22 protein-coding genes and 4 pseudogenes are annotated in these 20348 nt (G+C 37.1%); 4 read left to right on the top strand and 22 right to left on the bottom strand.

The window, feature by feature from the left end; genetic code table 11:
* Nucleotides 1–104 precede the first annotated feature (104 nt).
* The 5 genes from ACZQK9_RS06095 to pnuC form a co-directional block, all read right to left on the bottom strand.
* Nucleotides 105–398: a hypothetical protein gene (locus ACZQK9_RS06095; protein ID WP_004853536.1), complete on the bottom strand. Its 294-nt coding sequence runs from the start codon at nucleotides 396–398 to the stop codon at nucleotides 105–107.
* A gap of 192 nt (nucleotides 399–590) precedes the next feature.
* Entirely contained in the window at nucleotides 591–1358 is a 768-nt protein-coding gene (locus ACZQK9_RS06100; RefSeq protein WP_483269988.1) for a CPBP family intramembrane glutamic endopeptidase, read from the bottom strand.
* 71 nt (nucleotides 1359–1429) lie between these two features.
* On the bottom strand, nucleotides 1430–1879 hold the full coding sequence (gene rhuM / locus ACZQK9_RS06105) for a RhuM family protein (RefSeq protein ID WP_483269989.1): 450 nt from the start codon (nucleotides 1877–1879) through the stop codon (nucleotides 1430–1432).
* A 92-nt stretch (nucleotides 1880–1971) separates the two neighbouring features.
* The gene (locus ACZQK9_RS06110) at nucleotides 1972–2274 is read right to left on the bottom strand and encodes a hypothetical protein (protein WP_483269990.1); all 303 of its coding nucleotides are present in this window, start codon (nucleotides 2272–2274) and stop codon (nucleotides 1972–1974) included.
* Between the two features lie 38 nt (nucleotides 2275–2312).
* A complete protein-coding gene (gene pnuC, locus ACZQK9_RS06115; protein WP_483269991.1) occupies nucleotides 2313–3011 on the bottom strand; it encodes a nicotinamide riboside transporter PnuC in 699 nt (232 codons plus the stop codon).
* A gap of 475 nt (nucleotides 3012–3486) precedes the next feature.
* On the opposite strand from pnuC, the gene ACZQK9_RS06120 reads away from it, so the two are divergent.
* A complete protein-coding gene (locus tag ACZQK9_RS06120; protein ID WP_483269992.1) occupies nucleotides 3487–3681 on the top strand; it encodes a hypothetical protein in 195 nt (64 codons plus the stop codon).
* A gap of 435 nt (nucleotides 3682–4116) precedes the next feature.
* On the opposite strand, the pseudogene ACZQK9_RS06125 reads toward ACZQK9_RS06120, so the two are convergent.
* Both ACZQK9_RS06125 and ACZQK9_RS06130 read right to left on the bottom strand, forming a co-directional pair.
* Nucleotides 4117–4266 (bottom strand): annotated as a pseudogene (locus ACZQK9_RS06125) (DapH/DapD/GlmU-related protein); the annotation flags it as partial.
* Between the two features lie 420 nt (nucleotides 4267–4686).
* The gene (locus ACZQK9_RS06130) at nucleotides 4687–6033 is read right to left on the bottom strand and encodes an MATE family efflux transporter (protein WP_483269993.1); all 1347 of its coding nucleotides are present in this window, start codon (nucleotides 6031–6033) and stop codon (nucleotides 4687–4689) included.
* 232 nt (nucleotides 6034–6265) lie between these two features.
* On the opposite strand from ACZQK9_RS06130, the gene ACZQK9_RS06135 reads away from it, so the two are divergent.
* The 3 genes from ACZQK9_RS06135 to ACZQK9_RS06145 all read left to right on the top strand — a co-directional run bounded on the left by ACZQK9_RS06135 (nucleotide 6266) and on the right by ACZQK9_RS06145 (nucleotide 8127).
* Nucleotides 6266–7228, top strand: a complete 963-nt coding sequence (locus tag ACZQK9_RS06135) for a helix-turn-helix transcriptional regulator (protein WP_483269994.1) — start codon at nucleotides 6266–6268, stop codon at nucleotides 7226–7228.
* A gap of 113 nt (nucleotides 7229–7341) precedes the next feature.
* On the top strand, nucleotides 7342–7488 hold the full coding sequence (locus tag ACZQK9_RS06140; RefSeq protein ID WP_483269995.1) for a hypothetical protein: 147 nt from the start codon (nucleotides 7342–7344) through the stop codon (nucleotides 7486–7488).
* Between the two features lie 147 nt (nucleotides 7489–7635).
* Nucleotides 7636–8127, top strand: coding sequence for a flavin reductase family protein (locus tag ACZQK9_RS06145; protein ID WP_483269996.1), 492 nt, complete (start codon nucleotides 7636–7638; stop codon nucleotides 8125–8127).
* Between the two features lie 222 nt (nucleotides 8128–8349).
* Here ACZQK9_RS06145 and ACZQK9_RS06150 read toward each other — a convergent pair whose 3' ends face one another.
* From ACZQK9_RS06150 to cbiB, 15 genes and pseudogenes are all read right to left on the bottom strand, one after another.
* On the bottom strand, nucleotides 8350–8943 hold the full coding sequence (locus ACZQK9_RS06150; protein ID WP_117781736.1) for a DUF3267 domain-containing protein: 594 nt from the start codon (nucleotides 8941–8943) through the stop codon (nucleotides 8350–8352).
* A gap of 133 nt (nucleotides 8944–9076) precedes the next feature.
* Nucleotides 9077–9481, bottom strand: coding sequence for an LptM family lipoprotein (locus ACZQK9_RS06155; RefSeq protein ID WP_483269997.1), 405 nt, complete (start codon nucleotides 9479–9481; stop codon nucleotides 9077–9079).
* A 254-nt stretch (nucleotides 9482–9735) separates the two neighbouring features.
* Nucleotides 9736–12306: a chitobiase/beta-hexosaminidase C-terminal domain-containing protein gene (locus tag ACZQK9_RS06160; protein WP_483269998.1), complete on the bottom strand. Its 2571-nt coding sequence runs from the start codon at nucleotides 12304–12306 to the stop codon at nucleotides 9736–9738.
* 616 nt (nucleotides 12307–12922) lie between these two features.
* A complete protein-coding gene (locus ACZQK9_RS06165) occupies nucleotides 12923–13036 on the bottom strand; it encodes a DUF4160 domain-containing protein (protein WP_483270115.1) in 114 nt (37 codons plus the stop codon).
* Nucleotides 13037–13051: 15 nt separating this feature from the next.
* Nucleotides 13052–14275 carry an ATP-binding protein gene (locus tag ACZQK9_RS06170; protein ID WP_483269999.1) on the bottom strand — a complete coding sequence of 408 codons (1224 nt, stop codon included), beginning with the start codon at nucleotides 14273–14275 and terminating at the stop codon, nucleotides 13052–13054.
* Nucleotides 14276–14512: 237 nt separating this feature from the next.
* Nucleotides 14513–14872, bottom strand: a pseudogene (locus ACZQK9_RS06175) (PPC domain-containing DNA-binding protein); the annotation flags it as partial.
* Nucleotides 14863–15396 (bottom strand): nitroreductase family protein, encoded by a 534-nt coding sequence (locus ACZQK9_RS06180; protein ID WP_483270000.1) that lies wholly within the window; start codon nucleotides 15394–15396, stop codon nucleotides 14863–14865. The gene ACZQK9_RS06180 and the pseudogene ACZQK9_RS06175, both read right to left, overlap by 10 nt.
* Before the next feature lie 32 nt (nucleotides 15397–15428).
* On the bottom strand, nucleotides 15429–15590 hold the full coding sequence (locus ACZQK9_RS06185; RefSeq protein WP_181985551.1) for a hypothetical protein: 162 nt from the start codon (nucleotides 15588–15590) through the stop codon (nucleotides 15429–15431).
* Nucleotides 15591–15699: 109 nt separating this feature from the next.
* Entirely contained in the window at nucleotides 15700–16098 is a 399-nt protein-coding gene (locus ACZQK9_RS06190) for a bacteriohemerythrin (RefSeq protein ID WP_216507567.1), read from the bottom strand.
* 107 nt (nucleotides 16099–16205) lie between these two features.
* The gene (locus ACZQK9_RS06195) at nucleotides 16206–17462 is read right to left on the bottom strand and encodes an HD-GYP domain-containing protein (protein ID WP_483270001.1); all 1257 of its coding nucleotides are present in this window, start codon (nucleotides 17460–17462) and stop codon (nucleotides 16206–16208) included.
* Entirely contained in the window at nucleotides 17463–17618 is a 156-nt protein-coding gene (locus ACZQK9_RS06200; protein ID WP_012740305.1) for a rubredoxin, read from the bottom strand. It abuts the gene before it with no gap.
* Between the two features lie 90 nt (nucleotides 17619–17708).
* Nucleotides 17709–17966 (bottom strand): annotated as a pseudogene (locus ACZQK9_RS06205) (desulfoferrodoxin family protein); the annotation flags it as partial.
* The gene (gene rbr / locus ACZQK9_RS06210) at nucleotides 17967–18509 is read right to left on the bottom strand and encodes a rubrerythrin (RefSeq protein WP_117947600.1); all 543 of its coding nucleotides are present in this window, start codon (nucleotides 18507–18509) and stop codon (nucleotides 17967–17969) included.
* An 18-nt stretch (nucleotides 18510–18527) separates the two neighbouring features.
* Nucleotides 18528–19148, bottom strand: a pseudogene (locus ACZQK9_RS06215) (flavin reductase family protein); the annotation flags it as partial.
* A gap of 153 nt (nucleotides 19149–19301) precedes the next feature.
* Entirely contained in the window at nucleotides 19302–20291 is a 990-nt protein-coding gene (gene cbiB, locus ACZQK9_RS06220; RefSeq protein ID WP_483270002.1) for an adenosylcobinamide-phosphate synthase CbiB, read from the bottom strand.
* Nucleotides 20292–20348 lie beyond the last annotated feature (57 nt).

Below are 20348 nucleotides of genomic sequence, written 5' to 3' on the forward strand. Positions count from 1 at the left end.
TCAAAGGTGCATATATTTTTGCAAGTCGTTGCCAATAACCCTTGTTTGCCTTGTCTTTCATATCAAAATCTCCATTTTATTCAATAATACAACTTCAAATTTGCTTATTTTAACCAAATCGGACCGACAATAAATATTCCCCAAAAGAGAACTGTAATAATGACTAAGGCTTCAGATACAGACCAGTAAATGATTTTATATTTTTTTACCGTAAGAGGATATATAAAATATATCAGTACAACTAATAGCTGTAAAATGATAAATAGTATTGTTTCCTCAACCGTTGCAGATATGAAAAAGTCAGCAGCGCCCTTTGCTACACCCTTACCTATAAGCCAGATATTGACTGCCAAAAAAGAAACGATTGAAAGAATTAGCTTTACACCAAATCTATTCATGTTATTCCCCTCCAAATCCCGATTTTTCTCTTTAATCAACTATCCACAAAATATGAATTCGCCACTCTATTAGTGATTATATTTTGCTCCTACATAAATTAGCAATACCAAGTCCACAGCAAACCCAAATGCAAAAGCAATAAAACTTAACGCATATTCCGTTATTTCTATTATTACTGCTTTTAGAGTATTTTACTCTCTAACCGGTTTCTTATAAAGAAATACAATCGCCACTATCAGAATAATAGCCAACATCACCCACTGCACATAATTATCAAGAATTATAAAAAGTGGCGAATCATTCCAATCAGATATAAATATATGTATGTTTAAAAATATGTCTGTAAAGAAATGGATAAAGGCAGCTACAAGTATGTTATGTGTGTATAAATACACAGATGAAAATGCAAATCCCCATACTCCTGTCATAATAAATCTGTATATAGCTTGTTCCAAAGAATCACATTCAACGGCATGTGCTATACCAAATATCACCATGCTTATGCCCGCATATAAAAGCCTTCTCTTAAACGTGGCATTTGCTCCTTGATAATACCCTTCACAAACAAATGCTCTAAATGTAAGTTCTTCCCATAATCCTGTCGCAAGTTGCATAAAAATAAGACAGGACACAACTATAGGCATGGTTGTATTTAACCAACTCTTTGCCCCTATCACAACATATGTAATGACATCAAACACCACATAAATAAACATAGCAGAGCAAGCAGGAACAGCATCCTTAAAGCAGTTCATATTGACAATACTTCTCATACTGTCTTTCTTAAACAATTTTACAAATATAATAAGCTCAACAGCGAAAAATAGTATTCTTTGAACGCTTTTCATCATATATCCCAAAGCACCATCAAAGTTGTTATTTATCAGAGGTGATGTGTAGTAAAGCAATAATAAAAACAATATAGCCAGAATAATGCCTATCAACTTTTTGTTTTTCATAATGGTCTCCAATCTTTTTATTAACAATTCCGATTTACCAATTTCATTAAATAATAAATTTCACGAACTAACTACATTGTCAAAAAATTCATTACAAGATTCACCATTATATCTTTTTCTTCTGGTCTTGACTCTGCAATCATAAGTGTAATCGCAACCAATGCTCCATCACTGATTATCTTACTATCATCTGTATACGAGGTAACAGCCTTTAAAATGTCTGATTCTTCAACCTCCAATGTGCACGCAAGCATCTTTGTTTGAATATCAACGGTTCTTTCAAGCGCTTGCAATCGTTTTTCATTAATAGCATAGCCTTGAATCACATATTGCTTTAAAACAGAATTAGCCCATCTACGAAATGCGATGCCTCGTTTTGAATTAACACGATATCCCACGGATAATATCATATCAAGATTATATATCTTGGGTTTTCTTCCTCCAGAACTTTTGTCGGAAAAACCGACAGAAGTTCCATCTAATTCTCCTGAAGAAAGAATATTGGAAATATGCTCACTCACTGTAGCATGCTTAACATCAAATAATTAATCGCATCTTCAACAGTCATACATGTAACACACTCCTGCAAATTCTGATTTCATAGTCGTTAAAATCAAAGTATTACAAACACTGCTACCAAACATGCAACGAATCCCATGAACCAAGGTAATATAAAAGATAGAAAATTTGCCTTATTTTTTCGAAGCAGAATCATTGCGGTTATCATTATGGCTAACCATGCGAACATAATAAAATATCCAAATGGTACAAAAGACATATCCTCTACATAATCTTTTGTGCCGGGAGAAGTTTCAGGAAAAGCAAACGCCCACCCCAGTAATGCTAAGTAACTACCAAGCGTTCCTTGCAGAAGCCCTAGTATTACCAAGCATATTTTTTTGATTACATTGTTCAAAATAAACACCTCCAAGCAAAAGATAAACTTGAATTGTCTTAACACTGTGCTGTTTCTCTTTTCTTCCAACATATGAATCCATACATGTCATTAAGAAAAAATATCAAGAAATTTACAACCACTGGAATATACCCCGGGTCCTTAATTGATGCCAGTATCCATAAGATAATCAGCACGATGTCATTCGATGCATATCCCAAAGCATAATAGGAAGACCGTAACATAGTGAGTGATGCAGCAAAAAAACTTGTTACTACCGAAATGGTACTAAATATCAGATTCGGCGTGTTAAGTTTTTTTAGTAATATATAAAATGCAATTGTCACTGCCACATTGCAAAGAACAAGAACTGCTGCTCCTTTTCTTGTAATTTTTCGTATTTCTACTGTTCCATCACTACTGTTTCTCGCATTTTTCAGCCATGTCACAATCGACCAAACAGACATCGGAAGTGACATAAATAAGTAAGTAAACATCTCTCCCCAGTAGCGAAAACGGTATGATATTATCGCATACTGGATGCAGAAAATCGTCATCAATATCGGTGCCCATACATTTCCCTGTGCGGCAAATATCAGTGAAGTTACACCAATACAAGTTGCAGTAAGTGTCAAAGCATCTACTCTTCCTGCCATAATATTGGACATAACAACAATAGCAATAGACACGAACCAAAGTGCCCATTCTCTTTTGGTCATTCTTTTAAATGGATTATTCATTTTTCTAATTCCCTTCATACGTTGATTTGAGACACCAGGAAATTAGATATTTTTTATACCTGTTGTCTCTTAAAATTGGATACCCTTTATATGCTTCTCTTGCGAAGCAATGGCACCCTTCTGCATATGAAGGATTGCATAATTACTTTCGTGAAATTGATAATATCCCAAAAACATAATTTTATCCTCTATAACGCTCTGACAATTTCCGATTGAAATTTCACCTGGTTTAAGAGATTTAATAACTGTTATATTTTGTTATCAAATATCTCTCAAGCCTTTGAAAACACTAAGTTTGTGGCAGGTGAGCTTTCCCTTATTGTTTCCCTTGTGTTATATCTTCCCATAGGGCATTATGAACCCTGATAAGGGAAAAAACGAGGGAAACAAAATCACATAAAACATTATAACACAAAATAAAACTGACATGGTGAACTGATTGAAATGCTTCTGAATTTCTTATTTTGATTAATTGATTTGAAGGAGACACGATATGAATACCATTTACGCAGAATACAACATGTACCACAACAGCATTGACATTTATACATCTGCCGGATATATGCTTCGCATTAAATGCAATAAAGCCGAGGAAGGACTAAGAACTACACCTAATTCACAATGTTCATTAAATGCTCCTGCTAACACTTTTACATCTGCACCAAACCATACTTTATTTTCAATATGAACAGGTTTGCAAATACAGATTCCTTTTGCCCGTTCATCCGGAACAATCGCATGATTTACAGTATAAATACCTGCATTTGGTCCAATTAACACATCATCTCCAATAATGACTTCTGCATTATCCATTATGATGCTGTTAAAGTTGATTAATACATTATTGCCTATCATTATGTTATGACCATATTCGCAGTGGAAATTAGGCATAATTATTACATTTTCACCTACGTGTTTTAATAACTGCGATAGCAACAGTGACGACTTTTCTGTATCGTCATAGAAAGTTCTGTTATATTCGTCAGACAGCTTTGCTGCTTCATAATACATTCTGTTCATTGGTTCATCAAATATATGAGGTAAACCAAGTTGTGATTTTTCATATTCTGTCATTATCTTCATCCTTTTCTTTATTAGTTTCTAAAATATCATTCTCAACATCCTTAAGTTTCCGGGCTGGCACACCACCAATCACACAATTATCTGGCACATCTTTGGTAACAACAGCACCGGCTGCAATGACTACATTATTACCGATGGTTACTCCCGGCAGAATAGTTACATTTCCACCAATCCAGACATCATTACCAATCGTAACCGGTTTTCCAATGCCAAGATGTTCTCTGCGACCTTTCGGAGTTATCGGATGATTGACTGTGGTAATCAACGTATTTGGTCCAATCATCACATAATCGCCGATATGAACCAGCATAATATCCAGAATCGTCACATTGTAGTTCGCCAGAAACTGGTCTCCGACATGGATATTTTTCCCGCTATCACACATAAATCCGGGACATAAGCACACATCCCGTCCTACGGAGCCAAAATATTTTCCAATCAATACTGCCTGTTCTTCCTCTGTCGCATCAGCATCCTGCATCCGGCGAAGCTCCCTACAAAATTTGATCGCATTCAATTTTCTTCCATTTACACCGGCATCCCAGAAATCATAATAAAGTCCTGCATCTAATTTTTCTTCTTCCGTCATAGTAAACCTCCTGATTTTTGTTCATTCGATATTTGATAGTTTATTCATTTCTTTTACAAATCCACCTAAAACAATAGGAACACATACTGCCCACGTAATCGGTTCGGTCAGACAGATACCAAAATATCCAATTATTTTTGAAAGACAAAAAGCACCTGCAAATTTACCAATAAGCTCTACCATACTGGCTGCCACAGGCAATATTTTGTTTCCAAGTGCCTGTAAGCTATTTCGCATGATGAGCAGGATGTTCAATACTACATAAAATGGTACATTCCAATATAAATATTTCATGGAGACATTGATAACTGCCATATCATTGGAACCAGTCAATGCATGAATCAATTCGGAACCACAAATTAATACAATCATCAAAACCAGAATACTCCAGGCAGTTCCAAGAAAGATACTTGCTTTGATACCCTGATGAATGCGTTCTTTCTTTTTTGCACCATAGTTCTGACTAACAAATGTAGCACTTGATGTACAGATTGTTCCTAATGGCAGCATACAAAGATCATGAAATTTTCTCGCAGCCGTATGTCCGGTAATCGTCGCAGTTCCAAAAGAATTGATACTCCCCTGCAATATAACGCTTCCAACATTCGTTAAAACAAGCATCATTGCCATCGAAAATCCGGTCGTCAAAAGCTCCGATAATATCGTCCTGTCCATTTCAAATCTGCTAAAATCAATATGCAGCAGTGGACAACATTTTATTATATACAATACCAGAAAAAGTACCGAAAATCCTTGTGCTATAACGGTTGCAAACGCGGCACCTCTCACGCCCATATTCCATGTCTTAACAAAGACGATGTCCAAAATCACATTCAATACCGATGCAATCACCAGTGCATACAACGGAATATAGCTGTTTCCAATTGCCCGCAGCATGGAAGATAATAGATTGTACGCAAATGTAATACCGCAAAATAATAGTATAATCAAAATGTAACTCTGCGACAAATTCAAAATATCCATCGGTGTATGTAATAAAATCAGCAACGGCCGCAGAAACAGCAGCGATGCGACTGTCAAAACCAGTGTTGTAATAATCGCTAAACATGCAGACAAATACACAGCCTTACGAAAACGTTCCTGTTCATTTCCTCCAAAATAACGCGCAATCACCACGCAGAACCCATTCGACATTCCATTGATAAACCCTATGATCAAACCATAAATAGATGTAGTTGCGCCCACTGCAGCCAGAGCACGATCCCCTAAAACGTGACCGATAACCGCCACATCAACAACATTATACAATTGCTGGAACAGATTACTGATAAAAATAGGAACGGTAAATAATAAAAGTACACGCATTACATTTCCTTCCGTCATATTCCGTGTATTATTTTCTCTCATAAACGCCTCCTCTAAATCTCCAATGCTTCTCCACATTGTGTATGTTTTCAAGTATCTGTCCTTATTTTAGAGGCTGATTGTATATCGGTCACTATCATTTCTTAATAGTTATAGTGGCATTTTCTAATACATAGTTGTATAATCAAATGAGAATAAAAGTATTTGCCGGATTTTAGAAATCTCATAGCAAACAATAAATCTGCAATATCAGCTTACGAATAGGAGTTCTCTCATGCGAAATAAATATATTGATCTTGCTATTAACAAACTGGGAATCGCTTTTGATTCTCTTGATCTTACCTTTCATCAGATGGATACCGGTGTACCCGGCGATGTAACTTCTTACTGGCCTGGAGATGAAGACGAAGATGTCCTGATATGTGTATTTAAGGGAAAACAGATTCACGAACCATTTCACAGACAGGATTTTTTCTTTATCAATTACGCATACAGAAACAGCTATCAGGCATTATCAGAAAAATACAACAATCTCATCACTATAAATGAGGATGAATGTTATATTGGACAGCCATACAGCGGCTATGCCCTGCGTGCCGATAGCAGCAAAGATGTAGTAATCATCGGTGTACTCATCCGCAAGGATTCATTTTTTCGGGAATATCTGCCGACAGTTTATACCGATTCCGACCTGTTTCGTTTCTTTGTCGAGCCACAGACGAATAAATTTTCAGATGAATATATTCATCTGCCTGTTACCAAAGAGCATGCTATCCGTACGCTCCTTGAAATGATGGTAGTAGAATATGCTGACAAATGTGAAGATACCCAACGTATCTTAAAGTCCATGCTCCAAACACTTCTTCTTGAAATTGCCCGGAGATATCGGATTGAAAAAAGCGGAAGTGCCCCAAAAACACTTGCGGAACAGATTATAGATTATATGGGTGACCACTCCGATGTAGTTACGCTAAAAGATATTGCTGCACATTTTTCCTATCATCCGAATTATATTTCTGCACTCCTTCATAGGGAAACAGGCAGAAAATTTACTGAAATTTTGCTTGAAAAGAGAATGGAGCGTGCCGTTCTTCTGATGAAAAATACTTCACTGACAATCGAGGATATCTCTGTACTGCTTGGCTACAGCAATCATAGTAATTTTTATAAAGCTTTTAAAGAGTATTATCAAATGACTCCGAGAGAATATCTAAAACTCTCATGTAACAAATATTAGAAATCGCCACTAAAATTCTTAATATAGGATAGTGACCGCCATACCTCCTGATTATATAATCTAATCAAATTCAGAGGTAGATCTGAAAAGTCATAAAACAGGAGGTATAAACCATGTATAATTTTAATTTTTATATGCCTACTAAGGTATTGTTTGGTCCCGGTAAACTAAATGAATTACACAGTGAACAGCTTCCGGGTAAAAAAGCACTGATTGCAATCGGTGGTCAGTCTGTAAAGAAATATGGCTATCTTAAATGAGTGATGATGGTATTACCAAAGACGAATTAAAGTTATATCCTGCAAAGGTTCATGAAGTCTTAGGTGGTGATATTACCGCTGATCCACTAGCCATTATCTGATGATGACTATTTAACAATATTTGAAAACGCATGGAGGTAAAATTAAATGAAAAAATTAGCAACTAATACAGTACTTTGTGTACAGCCACTTCCTCAGACAATTGTTTCATGTCGGGACAAAGACGGAAAAAATAACGCTTTAGTGGTTGGATTTGTAGCAAATGTAAGCCTTGATCCTGTTATGGTCATGGTCGGTATCACACCTGAAAGATATTCGCACCATATCGTAAAAGAGTCCGGATGCTTTGTCATCAATTTTCCGAAAAAAAGTTATAAAAAAGAGTATGATTATCTTGGTTCCGCTTCTGGAAGAGATGAAGATAAATTTGAAAAGGCAGATATCAAATGGGAAGATGCAACCTATGTAGATGCACCAATTCTCACGGATTGCCCTGTAAGTATTGAATGCAGCGTTGTAGACAGCACAATGCCTGGTACCCACGAATTATTTATTGGAAAAGTGGAAGCTATTCATGTGGATGAAGAATACCTTGGTGACAACGGAAATATTCTTTGGGATAAAATTGATTTAATGTAATTACTCAAACTTCGCACTTGAATAACTATCGTTATCAATTCTATTCCAATCGAATATTACCCCTTGTAAGAATTGATCATTCATCAAATCACCTTCCTGTAAAGAAACTTTCTAATCTGCATCTCGATTTTCTTTTCTACTCAACTATGCGGCTTATTGAATTTCAAGAATTTCTAATCTTATTAACGTTTCGATTCATCAACTGTACAATCAACCAGAAATTTAAGAAATCTTATACATATCGTTCTTGTAGAACATTATTGAATCGCTTTTTTCAGAATTTCTTAGAACGGCAAGAACATTAAACACATCCGGAAATGGCGAAACCATACCCATACACGCCATACCAAAATTCAATCCATTAAATACTCTAAATTCAGCAGGACTAATTACAAATAATATAAATGGAACTAATCCAAGAACAAATGGCAACAGGCACATCAATATAAACCGATTTCGCTTCAATGGATATGATGCTAATGCGACAAATGTTGTCTTTCCTTTTATTCTTCCTATTGTTACATCTGCTTCCTTAGGATAAACAATTCCATGTAACCACTCATGAATTATTAACAATAAAAAACCGAAAGTAAATCCAACCAGAATAAATATTGGTGAGATTACAACTGTCTTGCATATAATCGTTTTACAAAGCATAGCAATAAAAAGAAAAACGCACAGAATTGCAGCAATCGGCACTGCTTTTTTCATCAGGTCACCAACACTCTGCGGTGTTTCTATCTTTACTGCGTCATCCGGCAAGCTTCCTGTTTGATATTTATTTATATCATTTATTGACCACACAATTTTTATCATATCTACTTCCTGTTCTTTCTGTATAATCCTTTGCATTTACAATATGTACCGTATTATAAAACAATTGCGCCAATTGCTCATAGTCAGTCGTTTTGTATTCTCTAAGTTTTATCCTCATAAGCTTGAATTTATTTTAATATCCATGGTCAACATGTTGCCATTGTCCGCCATTTGTTCTAACTAAAATCCACTTCCAATTATTGTATGTACTATTTGGATTCAGAGAACCATCTCCCCCAGATGAATCAACATCGAATGAAGATAGCAAAACAATGACTTCATCTGCATTGTTCCTATCTGCCCAATCTTGATAGTCTTTAGATCTGTCATCCCCTGCATAATAAATTTCTGTAAGAGTACATCCATTCCAGTTGCTCTTAAACTCTTTTTTTATGGTGTCAATAGCAGCTGCAATGTCCTCTTCAGAATATATTTCAGATTCTACATTATGCGTATTTACTTCATTAACATTTCCGCCACAAGCACCCAAACTAAATACAAGCAGAATACATAGCATTGCACATACAATCTTTTTCATAATTCACACTACCTCCATAAATTCCGAATGAGATTTCCCGTATATGTTCCCTTGTGTTATATCGTCCCACCAGTGTTTACGGACTCTGGTAAGGGAAAAAGTAAGGGCACCAAAATCTTATAAAACAGTATAACACAAAATAAAACTGACATAGTGAACTGATTGAAATGCTTCAATTTTTTGATTTTAAGGAGACACAACATGAATACCCTTTACTGAATATATATGCCTTGTCTAAAGGCGCATATTATTCATTATCCTTTTTTCTTTCTCATATATAACATTGCCAGTAATCCTATTAATGACGCTCCTAACAAAGAAATCCATAAAGTCGGATGACTATTATCTCCTGTCTGTGGGGAAGTTATATGCTGATTATCACCTGTCTGACTTCCGCTATCATCATTTTTGTTTTTGTCATCATCTTTTCGTGTTTCGCTACCGGAATTATTCTTACTTACTGTAAAGTTTGTACTGGCCGAACCATCTGTCCATACAATTTCAAATGTATGTGTTCCTATAGAAAGCGTCTTCAGGTAGTCTGTCGTTAAGGTAATAATTGTAGAGCCTTCCTTTGCGGTATAATTCTTAGCATCAATAGTGTTTCCATCTATTTTTACACCAACAAACTTGGAAAAATCACCATTTCCTCTGATTGTAATAGTTTCCTCAGTATTCTGCTTCCAATCACTGTTTGCGCCATCCAGAATCTTGTAAGATACAGGAGTTGGTACCGGAATCTGAATGGTATAGGTAAATGTCCCTACACTGCTATTCTGCATTATGTCCTTTACTGCAATTGCTTTGATGGTAGTTGTAATACTCTGTCCTTGTGTTCCTGTTACCGCTATCGGTGCTGTGTACTGTGCTGTTGTTCCGGCAGGTACACCACCGGTAATTGTTGGTTCACTTCCATCGGTAGTATAATAAATCGTTGCTCCTTCTGTGGAAGAAGTAAGTGTTACCGACTGATTCTCTGTATAAGTTCCGGCTGTCGGATTTGCTGTCGGTGCACCAACGATGCCTGCCGTACTGATGGTGATGGTAATGGTTGTGGTAAGCGGAATTCCATTATCATCAATACTGTCAGGACATGTTACCGTACCATTTAATTTTACAGTCTGCTCGGTTAATACAGACGGGGTATAACTACCACTTGCCGGTGTAGTGGTATTCCATGTGACCGATGCACTACTTACCGTATTACCCTCTGTCACAATATTTACCTGCTCCGGCAGATTCATGTCACTATAAGCAGTTCCGTTCACTACGGTTATCGCCTGTGGTGTCGTGATACTCATCAATCTATCCTTTGCTGTGGCAGGAAAATCATATGTTACTGTAAGTGCTCCGTCCGTATTCTTTGTAATGCTTGTTGCGTTATTACCTGATACGGTAGCTGTCGTGGAATCAATAAATTCGTAGCCTGTAGTTGCTGTAAGTGTAATACTTGCCGTGTAGCTTGTATTGTAACCTGCTGTGGTATCACTTGATGTCCATGTAATCTGTGGTGTGATACTGCTTACACCTATGGTTGTACATGATGCTTCGGTATCCAACGCAGTATTTGACACCGGAGTTTCAATATCTGTAATTGCTACTGAATGAATTATTTTAATTGTTGTCTCAGTTGCATTGACCGCATAAGTCAGATTTTCCGTACTGTCTGTAGCTTCCAGCCAGATTTTGCAGGCTGATAAATCGATTGATGCCGGTGTATTTGATTCTGCCACAATATCAGATACGTTCACAACATCTGTTCCTGTAATCTTCTTACTGTAATACCAGTTATTTGTTCCGTCATTGCCCTGCACGACAAGTGCCACGGTTTGTGAGGTAGTACCCTTCACCGCCTTAATATCACCTGTTGTGGTGTTATATGTTGCTGTACCAATATCCTTACCTGTTCCGTCCAGTCTTAAAGTCATCGCCGTACCGTCTGCGATTGTTCTTGCCTCTGCTGTATCAGATGATGCTGCTGTCGCAGCAGATGCGAAGAGCACAGATGACAGATTCAGATTGGAAGCGGGCTGAACTGCGAACTTGGTTCTGACAATGCTGCCGTAGACATGCTTGCCCGGATAAGCGAGCATCGCAATGTTATCACTACTATAGTCGCCGCTAGGCGAGCGCAGCCAGAAGAGCTCTCCGCTTCTCCAGTAACTACTCTCGGCAAGTACTGTATTGTTATCACTTCCTGCTTTTATGGTTGTATAGGGAGAACCGGTACCATCTGCCGTCAGTGCATACAGCTTGTCTGTGGTGGTATAGGTTGTACTATTCAGTATGTCATTTGTTCTCACTGTGGTAGGATTCATCAAGCCCTGCTCTGCTGTGGTGAAGTAAGATGTATTCGTAGCCATATTCTTCAACGCCACTCGAAGGTCACTTGCTCCGTAGTGGTTTGGATATACATCTGATGGATTGGTTTCATATACTCCAAAACTTGAAGCAAAAGTCTTATTGTTTGAATAATCATCAAACACCTGTCCTGTCGCTATCGGACTTGCGGCAAAGATGATGGTATTATCTCCTGATACGCCGGTATCCTTTCCTAAGATGTACCATTCCTGTGCATTACTACTGCTATTTTTACCAAATACCAGCTTGCCGATGGTCGTAGCATCACCATTAGAATCCGGATTAAATGCGGTCATTAACTGGTCCTTCGTGGCATATGCTGTCACGCTCGGTTCTGTTCCGGAACCGGTTGCAGCCTGCACCGTATTTGCTCCGCCAGACATAGCAAGAACCAGTCCTGCCACCATAGCAAGGGAAAGAACAAACGCCATGCCTTTCTTAAAATTATGCTTCCATCGTTTCATATCGCTCCTCCTGTGATTGTCCATATTTTTCATAAAAAAGCACCAGCAGATACATACCTAATCAGGCAACATATCTGCTGATGCTTTAAACTTCTTATGATGTAAACAGGAAAAAGGGCGCACTCAACACGCTGTTCTGTGCTGTTAAGATTATCTCTCTGACCGCCATGCCTGCCTACCTCCGTTTCAATATTTCTATAATAGAATAACAGAAAGGTCAGGATTTATCAATCATTTTAATCTGATATAATACCAATATTGACTGGACATAATTCCTGAAGAGGAGGAGTGTTATCTCATTTCTTTGTAAAATGTTCTCAAATCCATAGTTACGAACCATGTTTGAAAGTCCAAGGCATAACATTTTCTCCAATCGATTATATATTTCATATTCATATGATAACAAATCAGCGGTGTATTTTCAGGTTAACGGGGGATAATATTGCTTTTTTGTTTTTTTACGCCTTTAACTTATTGTTTATGCCTTTTTTTATCATTTTCGACATATCATAGCATACAATCTTTCCATCTTCAAAATATACATATACCAAATAATGGTTCATTGGTATTACCTGTACAACTTTTGGAACCATATAAACACATCCCTACATAATCCCTATACCAGCGGATTTATCCTATTCATAAGTTTTCCATCCTTAGATAATTCCCAATTCTGCATTAATTCATCCTGATGAAGTACGCACCAAGCTAATATCAATTTTAAATTTATTCTTAATTTGTGGCTTTATGATAAATTAATATCCTTCTTACCCAAAAGAAAATCAACAATATTAATATGTGCAATTCCATCTCTTGAATAATCAAACCGATCTAATGAAAATACATATTTCGGTGATGCATCACTAATTGGCTTAAACGCGCCAAACTCTCTTTCAATCGTTTCCTTGCCGGTCAAATAATATGCCACCTGAATAAAACATTTCTTTCTTCCATTTATTGCAACAAAATCAATTTCGCCCTTGTATGTTTTTCCTGTAAAGACTTCATAATCTCTTGCTTTTAGCTCGTTATAAATTATGTTTTCAAGAAAAAATGTATCCTCAAAATTCACTAAGTTTGTATTTATCATGCGAAAACCAGTATCTACCGCATACTGTTTCTCTATATACGACATTGCCTGTTTTCCTACAATATTAAATCTTTTTACACGATCAATTAGACAAGCCTTTTCCATTTTATCAAGATATCTGTATATAGTCTTTTTATCCAATGTATCTGCATTTTGATGTATAAAATAGTTCTCTATATTCTTACTGGAAAATTCATTTCCTGCATTTGCCATAATATATGTTGCTACTCTTTCAAAGTTTTGTCTATTAACCTTTGATCTGTCAGTAATAATATCCTTATCTAAGATACCTTCATATGTCTGCTCCAAATATCTCTTAATATCGCTTTCTTTTGTAAACGAAAAACGCAGAGGGAAACCACCCCAATTGATATAATCAATCATAAACTCATCCGGAGACATATTTCTTCCTATAGCGGTAGCGTATTCGTAGCTTTCGGCAAAGGAAAATGGCATTATTCTAAATTCAACACATCTTCCAACCAACAATGTTGCCATCTTGCCTGATAGCAATTTCGAATTACTTCCGGTGATAAAAATTGAGCAATTTAATGTCGCCCGAAAGGAAGCTAAAGCCTTTTCAAAGCTCCTGACATGCTGAATCTCATCTAAAAAAATCAAATATTTGTCATGGTCCTTGATTTGCTCATTCACATAGGAATTAAGTTTTTCTGCATTTCTTATTTTTTCAAATTGCAAATCTTCAAAATTAATGGTAATAATATGTGTTCTATCAAACCCATTTGCAATAAATTCTTCTTTAATCTGTTCTAACAATATAGATTTTCCACATCTTCTAACACCTGTCAGAACTTTAATTAAATCCACATCATAAAAAGGTCTTATTTTGCTTAGATATCTTTCACGCTTTATATACATAATATCATCTCCAAATCAAAATGTATGTTTATTATGCCACAAATCAAGATTTTTTCAAGATTTGTGGCATATGTTTAGAACATTATTGATAATTTTAACTGGTAACAGTCTGATGTCATATATTCTCGGAGTTGTATTTATTTCTACTCAAGTTAAAAAATTCTACTCTGTAAATCAACAATTTATCATTTCAATGTACCCTTTCAAATTCCGATTCATCACATATGTTCAACGCATCTAATCAAACTTAAATACATTAAGCCCTGTTTCTTCATCATAAACTCTGTCAACTTTTCCATCAATGACCGTAATTACCATCTCACAGGTTGCACTCACGACAGCGCTATTCAGATGCCCTCCAAACGCTTCACCTTTCTCATTTCCGACACTCATATGAAGATGCGCATAATATTCTCCATCCATTGTATTGATCGTACCTGTCAGTGATGCAATTTCATAATACCCTTTAAAACTGTTTGAGTAATATTTCTTCTCATCTGTCTTATATACTCCGATTGTGAAAGCATTGATAGCTCCAAGAGCACTGATACTCGCAAGCTTTATATTCTCATTTATAGCAATTGCTTTCAGTTGCTCTGATTGTATGAATTAAACCACGCTCTTTCTTCAAATGTTTTCTTTTGGGGATGTATCGGATTGCTTTCTGCTATACCAATAGGCAAAAAACAGACCAACTCATAGCCCTCAGGCACATTTAGTATCTGTGCCATTTTATCACAGATTTTGTCATCATCGGTTATGTGTCCTTCATACCAACAGCTTTGATAACCAAGCTCCACAATTGCAAGCAGCATATTCTGAATCGCAGCGGAATAATCCTGCACGGCGAAACATTTATCCCGATAAGCATTGACTCTCTGGGTCAAAACGCAGATAGCAGCGGGAGCAGTTTCTCCAACAGGTGGTTCTATCACACTATGGAGTTGCTTCAGTACGTCAGGATTATCAACAGCAATCAATGATGTAGTCTGTTTGTTGCATCCGGACGGAGCATCAAGACCAGCTTGCATGATTTTTATTAAATCTTCCTTTGGTACGGGAATATCCTTATATTTCCCCCTGTAACTATGTCTGTAATGAATAGCCTCTATAACATTCATAACGTTTCCTCCTAAATTCCTCCCCTAACGATTTATGCTTTTTCATTTTCCCGTGCTTCCAGCACTTCCGTTGTAATTGCATCCACATCATATTCTGGTGCATACTTCTTCACAATATCGTACATTGGCTGGATTATTTCAATGGATTCTTCAAGTTCATCTGCGATCTGGTCAAGTGTTTTGTTCTTCTGCATCTTAAATTAATGAATCGAATTTAAAAGCATGAATGTTCAAGAATAAATAATTTGACTATTCGTAGAAAAAAGCTGCTACTCACTAAAAATAACAGCCTTTCTTACTATATCAGCCTTTTGGAATTTGACCATCGACATACAGAATGTGATTAACTAACCACTCTGTGAGATATTTTAAAATTTCCATAATCTGTTCATCTTGATCTTCTACCTCATCATTGTGGTGTTCCATAAATTCATCAAGCTTATGTATAAATTCCTGATGTTGAACTTTCTGTGTAAATATCTTCTTATAATTAATAGATTCCATATACTGCTCTTCATCACTAAAGTGTTTTACTGTATAATTTCGGAGATTTTCTAATATTATATCAATCCTATCATATTTATCCGGTGTAAACTCATCATGAAGCAGTTCATATGCCTCATCTGCATATTTAAATAACTGCTTGTGTTCTTCGTCTATCATATCTATGCCGATATAATATTCTGGTTTCATTTCATACATAAATTAATCCTTCTTTCAGTTTTATTTGTTTTATGAACCTGTTCAATACTATTCATAATAGGCAAATGCATTTCTCATGAATTTCCTATATTTTCTCGTTTTTAATGTTAGATTCCACCAAAACATTCCCTAATTTTCTTGGAAATATCAGAATCAACAAAACCTTTCTGTGCCATGTCATCGAGTATCTCACACGTTTTTTCGTGCGATAAACCTTTCTTATATGGTCTGTCCTCGGTTAGTGCCTGATAAATATCAATACATGCCATAATACGTTCCGGCTCATTTAATTCATCCGCAGTTTTTCCAAAAGGATAGCCTTTCCCATTTAGTTTTTCATGATGGAAAGCTGCCCAGTCTCGTATTTCTTCAAAATCATTAACCTCTGATAATATAAGGTATGTATAGCCAGCATGATTCTTCATTTTTGAAAATTCATCATCCGTAAGCTTATCCGGTTTTTCCAAAATTTCATTGCCAACCGCCATTTTCCCAATATCATGCAGTGCACCAGCCAGATACATTTTTTGCACATTAATAGAATCATATCCGATATATTGAGCAAAAAAAGCTGCTTTTTCAGCCACTCCTATAGAATGTCTGCTTGTAAAAGAAGATTTATAATCTACAATCTTTGCAAAAAAATCTGCGACATTTTTACACGTTTTCCAATCAAAAACCTGTTTTTGTCTTGGGATAATCTCCCATAGCTTCATTTCAAAAGAATTATCACTTAAACATATAAATGATTCAGAATGTGTGAATGCATGAAAAAAGGCATTCACACATTCTGAATCGAATAATCCATCCCTATTTTTTAAAAGGTACTGACATATAAAATTCCAACTGTTATTTCCAGATCCCGTGTTATTTCCTATAATATCAATGGTATCTGCAAGATGAATAATCCTTGCAAACAATGGAATTTCATTCCACTTTTTTTGAAAAGGACCAGTTCCATCGGCATGTTCATGATGATACAAAATCACATTTGACACATCTGTTTTAAATGGAATTTTAGTAATATTTTTTTCACCATAAATACAATGAAGATTTGTTTTTTTCTCGGATAAATCTTTTTTACAATTAATGACGGAATCCTTTTTCAGTTCTTCCGAAATATATTGTGTCAAAGCATTATCATGCAGTAAAGCACACATAGCTAAATCTTGTAATTCATCACCTTGAATTTTCCAATATTCAGCCATGCATATACTTATATAAGCCACTCTTTTTCCATGTTTGTTTTTGATATTTACCAACTCTGCTTCTATACAGTCCAAAGCATAAGAACAGGCTCCTGCAAGTCCGATGATATCTATACTTAGTTCTTCTTTCATTGGTATAATCCTATCATAATACATTTATGCTTCTGAGAACTGGTCTTTTCCTACAGAGCATAACGGACATTCAAAATCTTCTGGAATATCCTCCCACTTTGTACCAGGTGCAATACCACCTTCTGGATAGCCTTTCTCCTCATCGTATTCCCATCCGCAAACATCACATACGTATTTCATTCGTTGTTCCTCCTTGTAAATATATTAATACACAGCCTATATTACTGTTATATTTGTGTTGTTCTGTAACCTTAATATGTATAAATGCTTTTAGCATTTCCATAATCCATGCAGGTTACAATATGCATATACTTCTTCTACCTGTTCACCATCGCAAAGACAAAAATCTGCTACCGGCTCCTGCCCTGGATTTAACTGTTTTCTGTATATTCCCTGGTTTGTATTTAATGTAATCCACTCAATGAAATGCTCTTCAAGCATTGGATGTTTTGTCTCTCCAACCACGACATGAACATGACTGCATTCCACTGTATATACAGGTATATGCTTCTCAACAGCAGCATCTCCTTAATAATTCTCTTCATGTACTTCAAAATAGCTCTGTGGATGATTACATACCGGACATACTTCAGGCGCCTTTGTTCCTACCACGATATGTCCGCAGTTACGGCATTCCCATACTTTGACTTCACTCTTTTCAAATACCTGTGCAGTTTCAATATTCTTAAGAAGTGCACGATATCTCTCCTCGTGATGCTTCTCAATTTCTCCTACTGCTCTGAATTTGGCTGCAAGTTCAGGGAAACCTTCTTCTTCGGCTGTTTTCGCAAAGCCTTCATACATATCTGTCCACTCATAATTCTCGCCTTCCGCAGCTGCTGCCAGATTTTCCTTTGTATCACCAATTCCTGCTAATTCCTTAAACCACATCTTTGCATGTTCTTTCTCATTATCTGCGGTCTTTAAAAATAATGCAGACATCTGCTCATAGCCTTCCTTTTTCGCTACAGATGCAAAATAGGTATACTTATTTCTTGCCTGAGACTCTCCCGCAAATGCCTCCTGTAAATTCTTCTCTGTCTGTGTTCCTGCATATTTGTTTGCTGCCATCTCTTTTACCTCCGTTTTTTTTACTACTTTTTCAAAATCTGATGCCGGGTGCTTGCACAAAGGACATATAAAGTCATCCGGTAATTCCTCGCCTACATATTCATATCCGCAAATTCTGCAACGCCATATTGTCTGACCATCCTCTGTTTTTCCAACTTCCTGTGGTTTAGGCTTAATATTATTCTGATAATAATCATATGTTACTGAAGGAACATTGCTTAAAACTTCCATATCGGTTATCTCACCGATAAACATCGTATGTGAACCCAAGTCCTCTGTTTTAGTAACTGTCACAGAAATGTATGCATTTGTACCTTCTGTAATATAATAAATACCATTTATTCCCCTGGAACACTTTTCAAATGTTTCAAACTTATTGGTATCCCTTCCTGATTGAAAGCCAAAATGCTTAAACAATTCAAACTCTGCATTCTGACTCAAGACTGATACTGTAAATTTTCCGGTTCTTTCAATCATATCATGCGTATAATTTGCCTTATTTACACAGATACTTAACTGGTTTGGTTCCGAAGCTGCCTGAATGGCTGTATTAATGATACATCCGTTATCTTTTTCTGCTTCTTTAGCGGTCAATATAAACAGTCCATAACTCAACTTATACATTGCTTTCCTATCCATATTTTTCTCCTTTACCTTCTCCCTGCATTTCGGGCAAATGCCTTTAAATGAAATCAAAAATTCAATTCCATGAGTGTTATAAATTCATACTATTCTTAATAAGGATTGTATCTCTCTTTTATTCTATTGTCAATATAATAATAGTAATTATTACTACGCGAAGCATCCGCATCCGATCAGCACGCCGACCCCCACGATCACCATCAACACTGCGGTTCCGTACATCAACCGGTTTGCCCGGCGGATATCCTTCGGCTCAATCTGCTTTTTCGCATCGCCAATCGTTGGTTTCTCATATAGCTTTCCAAAATAATATGCATTTCCGGCAAGCTGCAATCCAAGCGCACCCGCACACGCCGATTCCGTCTGTGCGGAGTTCGGACTTGCATGGTTTCGTCGATCCCGCAAATGAATCCGTGCCGCGCCAGCCATATCCATACCCAAAATGCCTGCCGCACCAACCATCAGCCACGCGGAAAGTCGTGCCGGAATGAAATTCACGACATCATCCACACGCGCCGCACACGTTCCAAAATACCGGTATTGGTCGTTCTTATATCCAAGCATGGAGTCCATCGTATTAATTGCTTTGTACACCCACGCACCGACCGGTCCGAACAAAAACATATAAAAAAGCGGGGCGATCACGCCGTCCGACGTATTTTCAGCGACCGTTTCCACCGCGGCCTTCGCGATGCCTTCCTCAGTGAGCGATGCTGTATCTCTGCCGACGATCATGGATACCGCCGTTCTCGCCTGTTCCACATCCCCGGCTTCAAGTGCCTTGCACACCTTCATACTCTCCCGACGAAGCGAGCAGGCTGCCAGCATCTGGTACGACATCCAGATTGCCACGACCAGATACAACGTATGATGAATCCGGTTGCACCCATATAGGATTCCTGCCGCCACAAGCAGTGACACCGTTATCACGATCACAACTGTAAATGTTCCTGCCACCTGTTTTTTACGAATATCCGCGTCGCGATCTTCCCGTATCCGAAACCGCTTGCGCATCCACGTCTCCACATGATCGATCAGCCAGCCCATCCCCTGTACCGGGTGCCACAGCCAGTGTGGATCACCGAATACCAGATCAAGCAAACATGCAATTATAATGATAAATATACGTTCCTGTAACACGGTCACTTTTCATTTCCTTTCATAGCTGCATTGCATATTTGTATTCCGTACTGTTAG

It is taken from the genome of Wujia sp., from assembly GCF_056872695.1.

Excerpts from the sequence above, each read along its gene's own strand:
- ACZQK9_RS06095 (WP_004853536.1), bottom strand. The coding sequence starts at position 398 with ATGAATAGATTTGGTGTAAAGCTAATTCTTTCAATCGTTTCTTTTTTG.
- ACZQK9_RS06100 (WP_483269988.1), bottom strand. The coding sequence starts at position 1,358 with ATGAAAAACAAAAAGTTGATAGGCATTATTCTGGCTATATTGTTTTTA.
- pnuC (WP_483269991.1), bottom strand. The coding sequence starts at position 3,011 with ATGAAGGGAATTAGAAAAATGAATAATCCATTTAAAAGAATGACCAAA.
- ACZQK9_RS06120 (WP_483269992.1), top strand. The coding sequence starts at position 3,487 with ATGAATACCATTTACGCAGAATACAACATGTACCACAACAGCATTGAC.
- ACZQK9_RS06130 (WP_483269993.1), bottom strand. The coding sequence starts at position 6,033 with ATGAGAGAAAATAATACACGGAATATGACGGAAGGAAATGTAATGCGT.
- ACZQK9_RS06135 (WP_483269994.1), top strand. The coding sequence starts at position 6,266 with ATGCGAAATAAATATATTGATCTTGCTATTAACAAACTGGGAATCGCT.
- ACZQK9_RS06140 (WP_483269995.1), top strand. The coding sequence starts at position 7,342 with ATGTATAATTTTAATTTTTATATGCCTACTAAGGTATTGTTTGGTCCC.
- ACZQK9_RS06145 (WP_483269996.1), top strand. The coding sequence starts at position 7,636 with ATGAAAAAATTAGCAACTAATACAGTACTTTGTGTACAGCCACTTCCT.
- ACZQK9_RS06150 (WP_117781736.1), bottom strand. The coding sequence starts at position 8,943 with ATGATAAAAATTGTGTGGTCAATAAATGATATAAATAAATATCAAACA.
- ACZQK9_RS06155 (WP_483269997.1), bottom strand. The coding sequence starts at position 9,481 with ATGAAAAAGATTGTATGTGCAATGCTATGTATTCTGCTTGTATTTAGT.
- ACZQK9_RS06160 (WP_483269998.1), bottom strand. The coding sequence starts at position 12,306 with ATGAAACGATGGAAGCATAATTTTAAGAAAGGCATGGCGTTTGTTCTT.
- ACZQK9_RS06170 (WP_483269999.1), bottom strand. The coding sequence starts at position 14,275 with ATGTATATAAAGCGTGAAAGATATCTAAGCAAAATAAGACCTTTTTAT.
- ACZQK9_RS06180 (WP_483270000.1), bottom strand. The coding sequence starts at position 15,396 with ATGAATGTTATAGAGGCTATTCATTACAGACATAGTTACAGGGGGAAA.
- ACZQK9_RS06185 (WP_181985551.1), bottom strand. The coding sequence starts at position 15,590 with ATGCAGAAGAACAAAACACTTGACCAGATCGCAGATGAACTTGAAGAA.
- ACZQK9_RS06190 (WP_216507567.1), bottom strand. The coding sequence starts at position 16,098 with ATGTATGAAATGAAACCAGAATATTATATCGGCATAGATATGATAGAC.
- ACZQK9_RS06195 (WP_483270001.1), bottom strand. The coding sequence starts at position 17,462 with ATGTATTATGATAGGATTATACCAATGAAAGAAGAACTAAGTATAGAT.
- ACZQK9_RS06200 (WP_012740305.1), bottom strand. The coding sequence starts at position 17,618 with ATGAAATACGTATGTGATGTTTGCGGATGGGAATACGATGAGGAGAAA.
- rbr (WP_117947600.1), bottom strand. The coding sequence starts at position 18,509 with ATGGCAGCAAACAAATATGCAGGAACACAGACAGAGAAGAATTTACAG.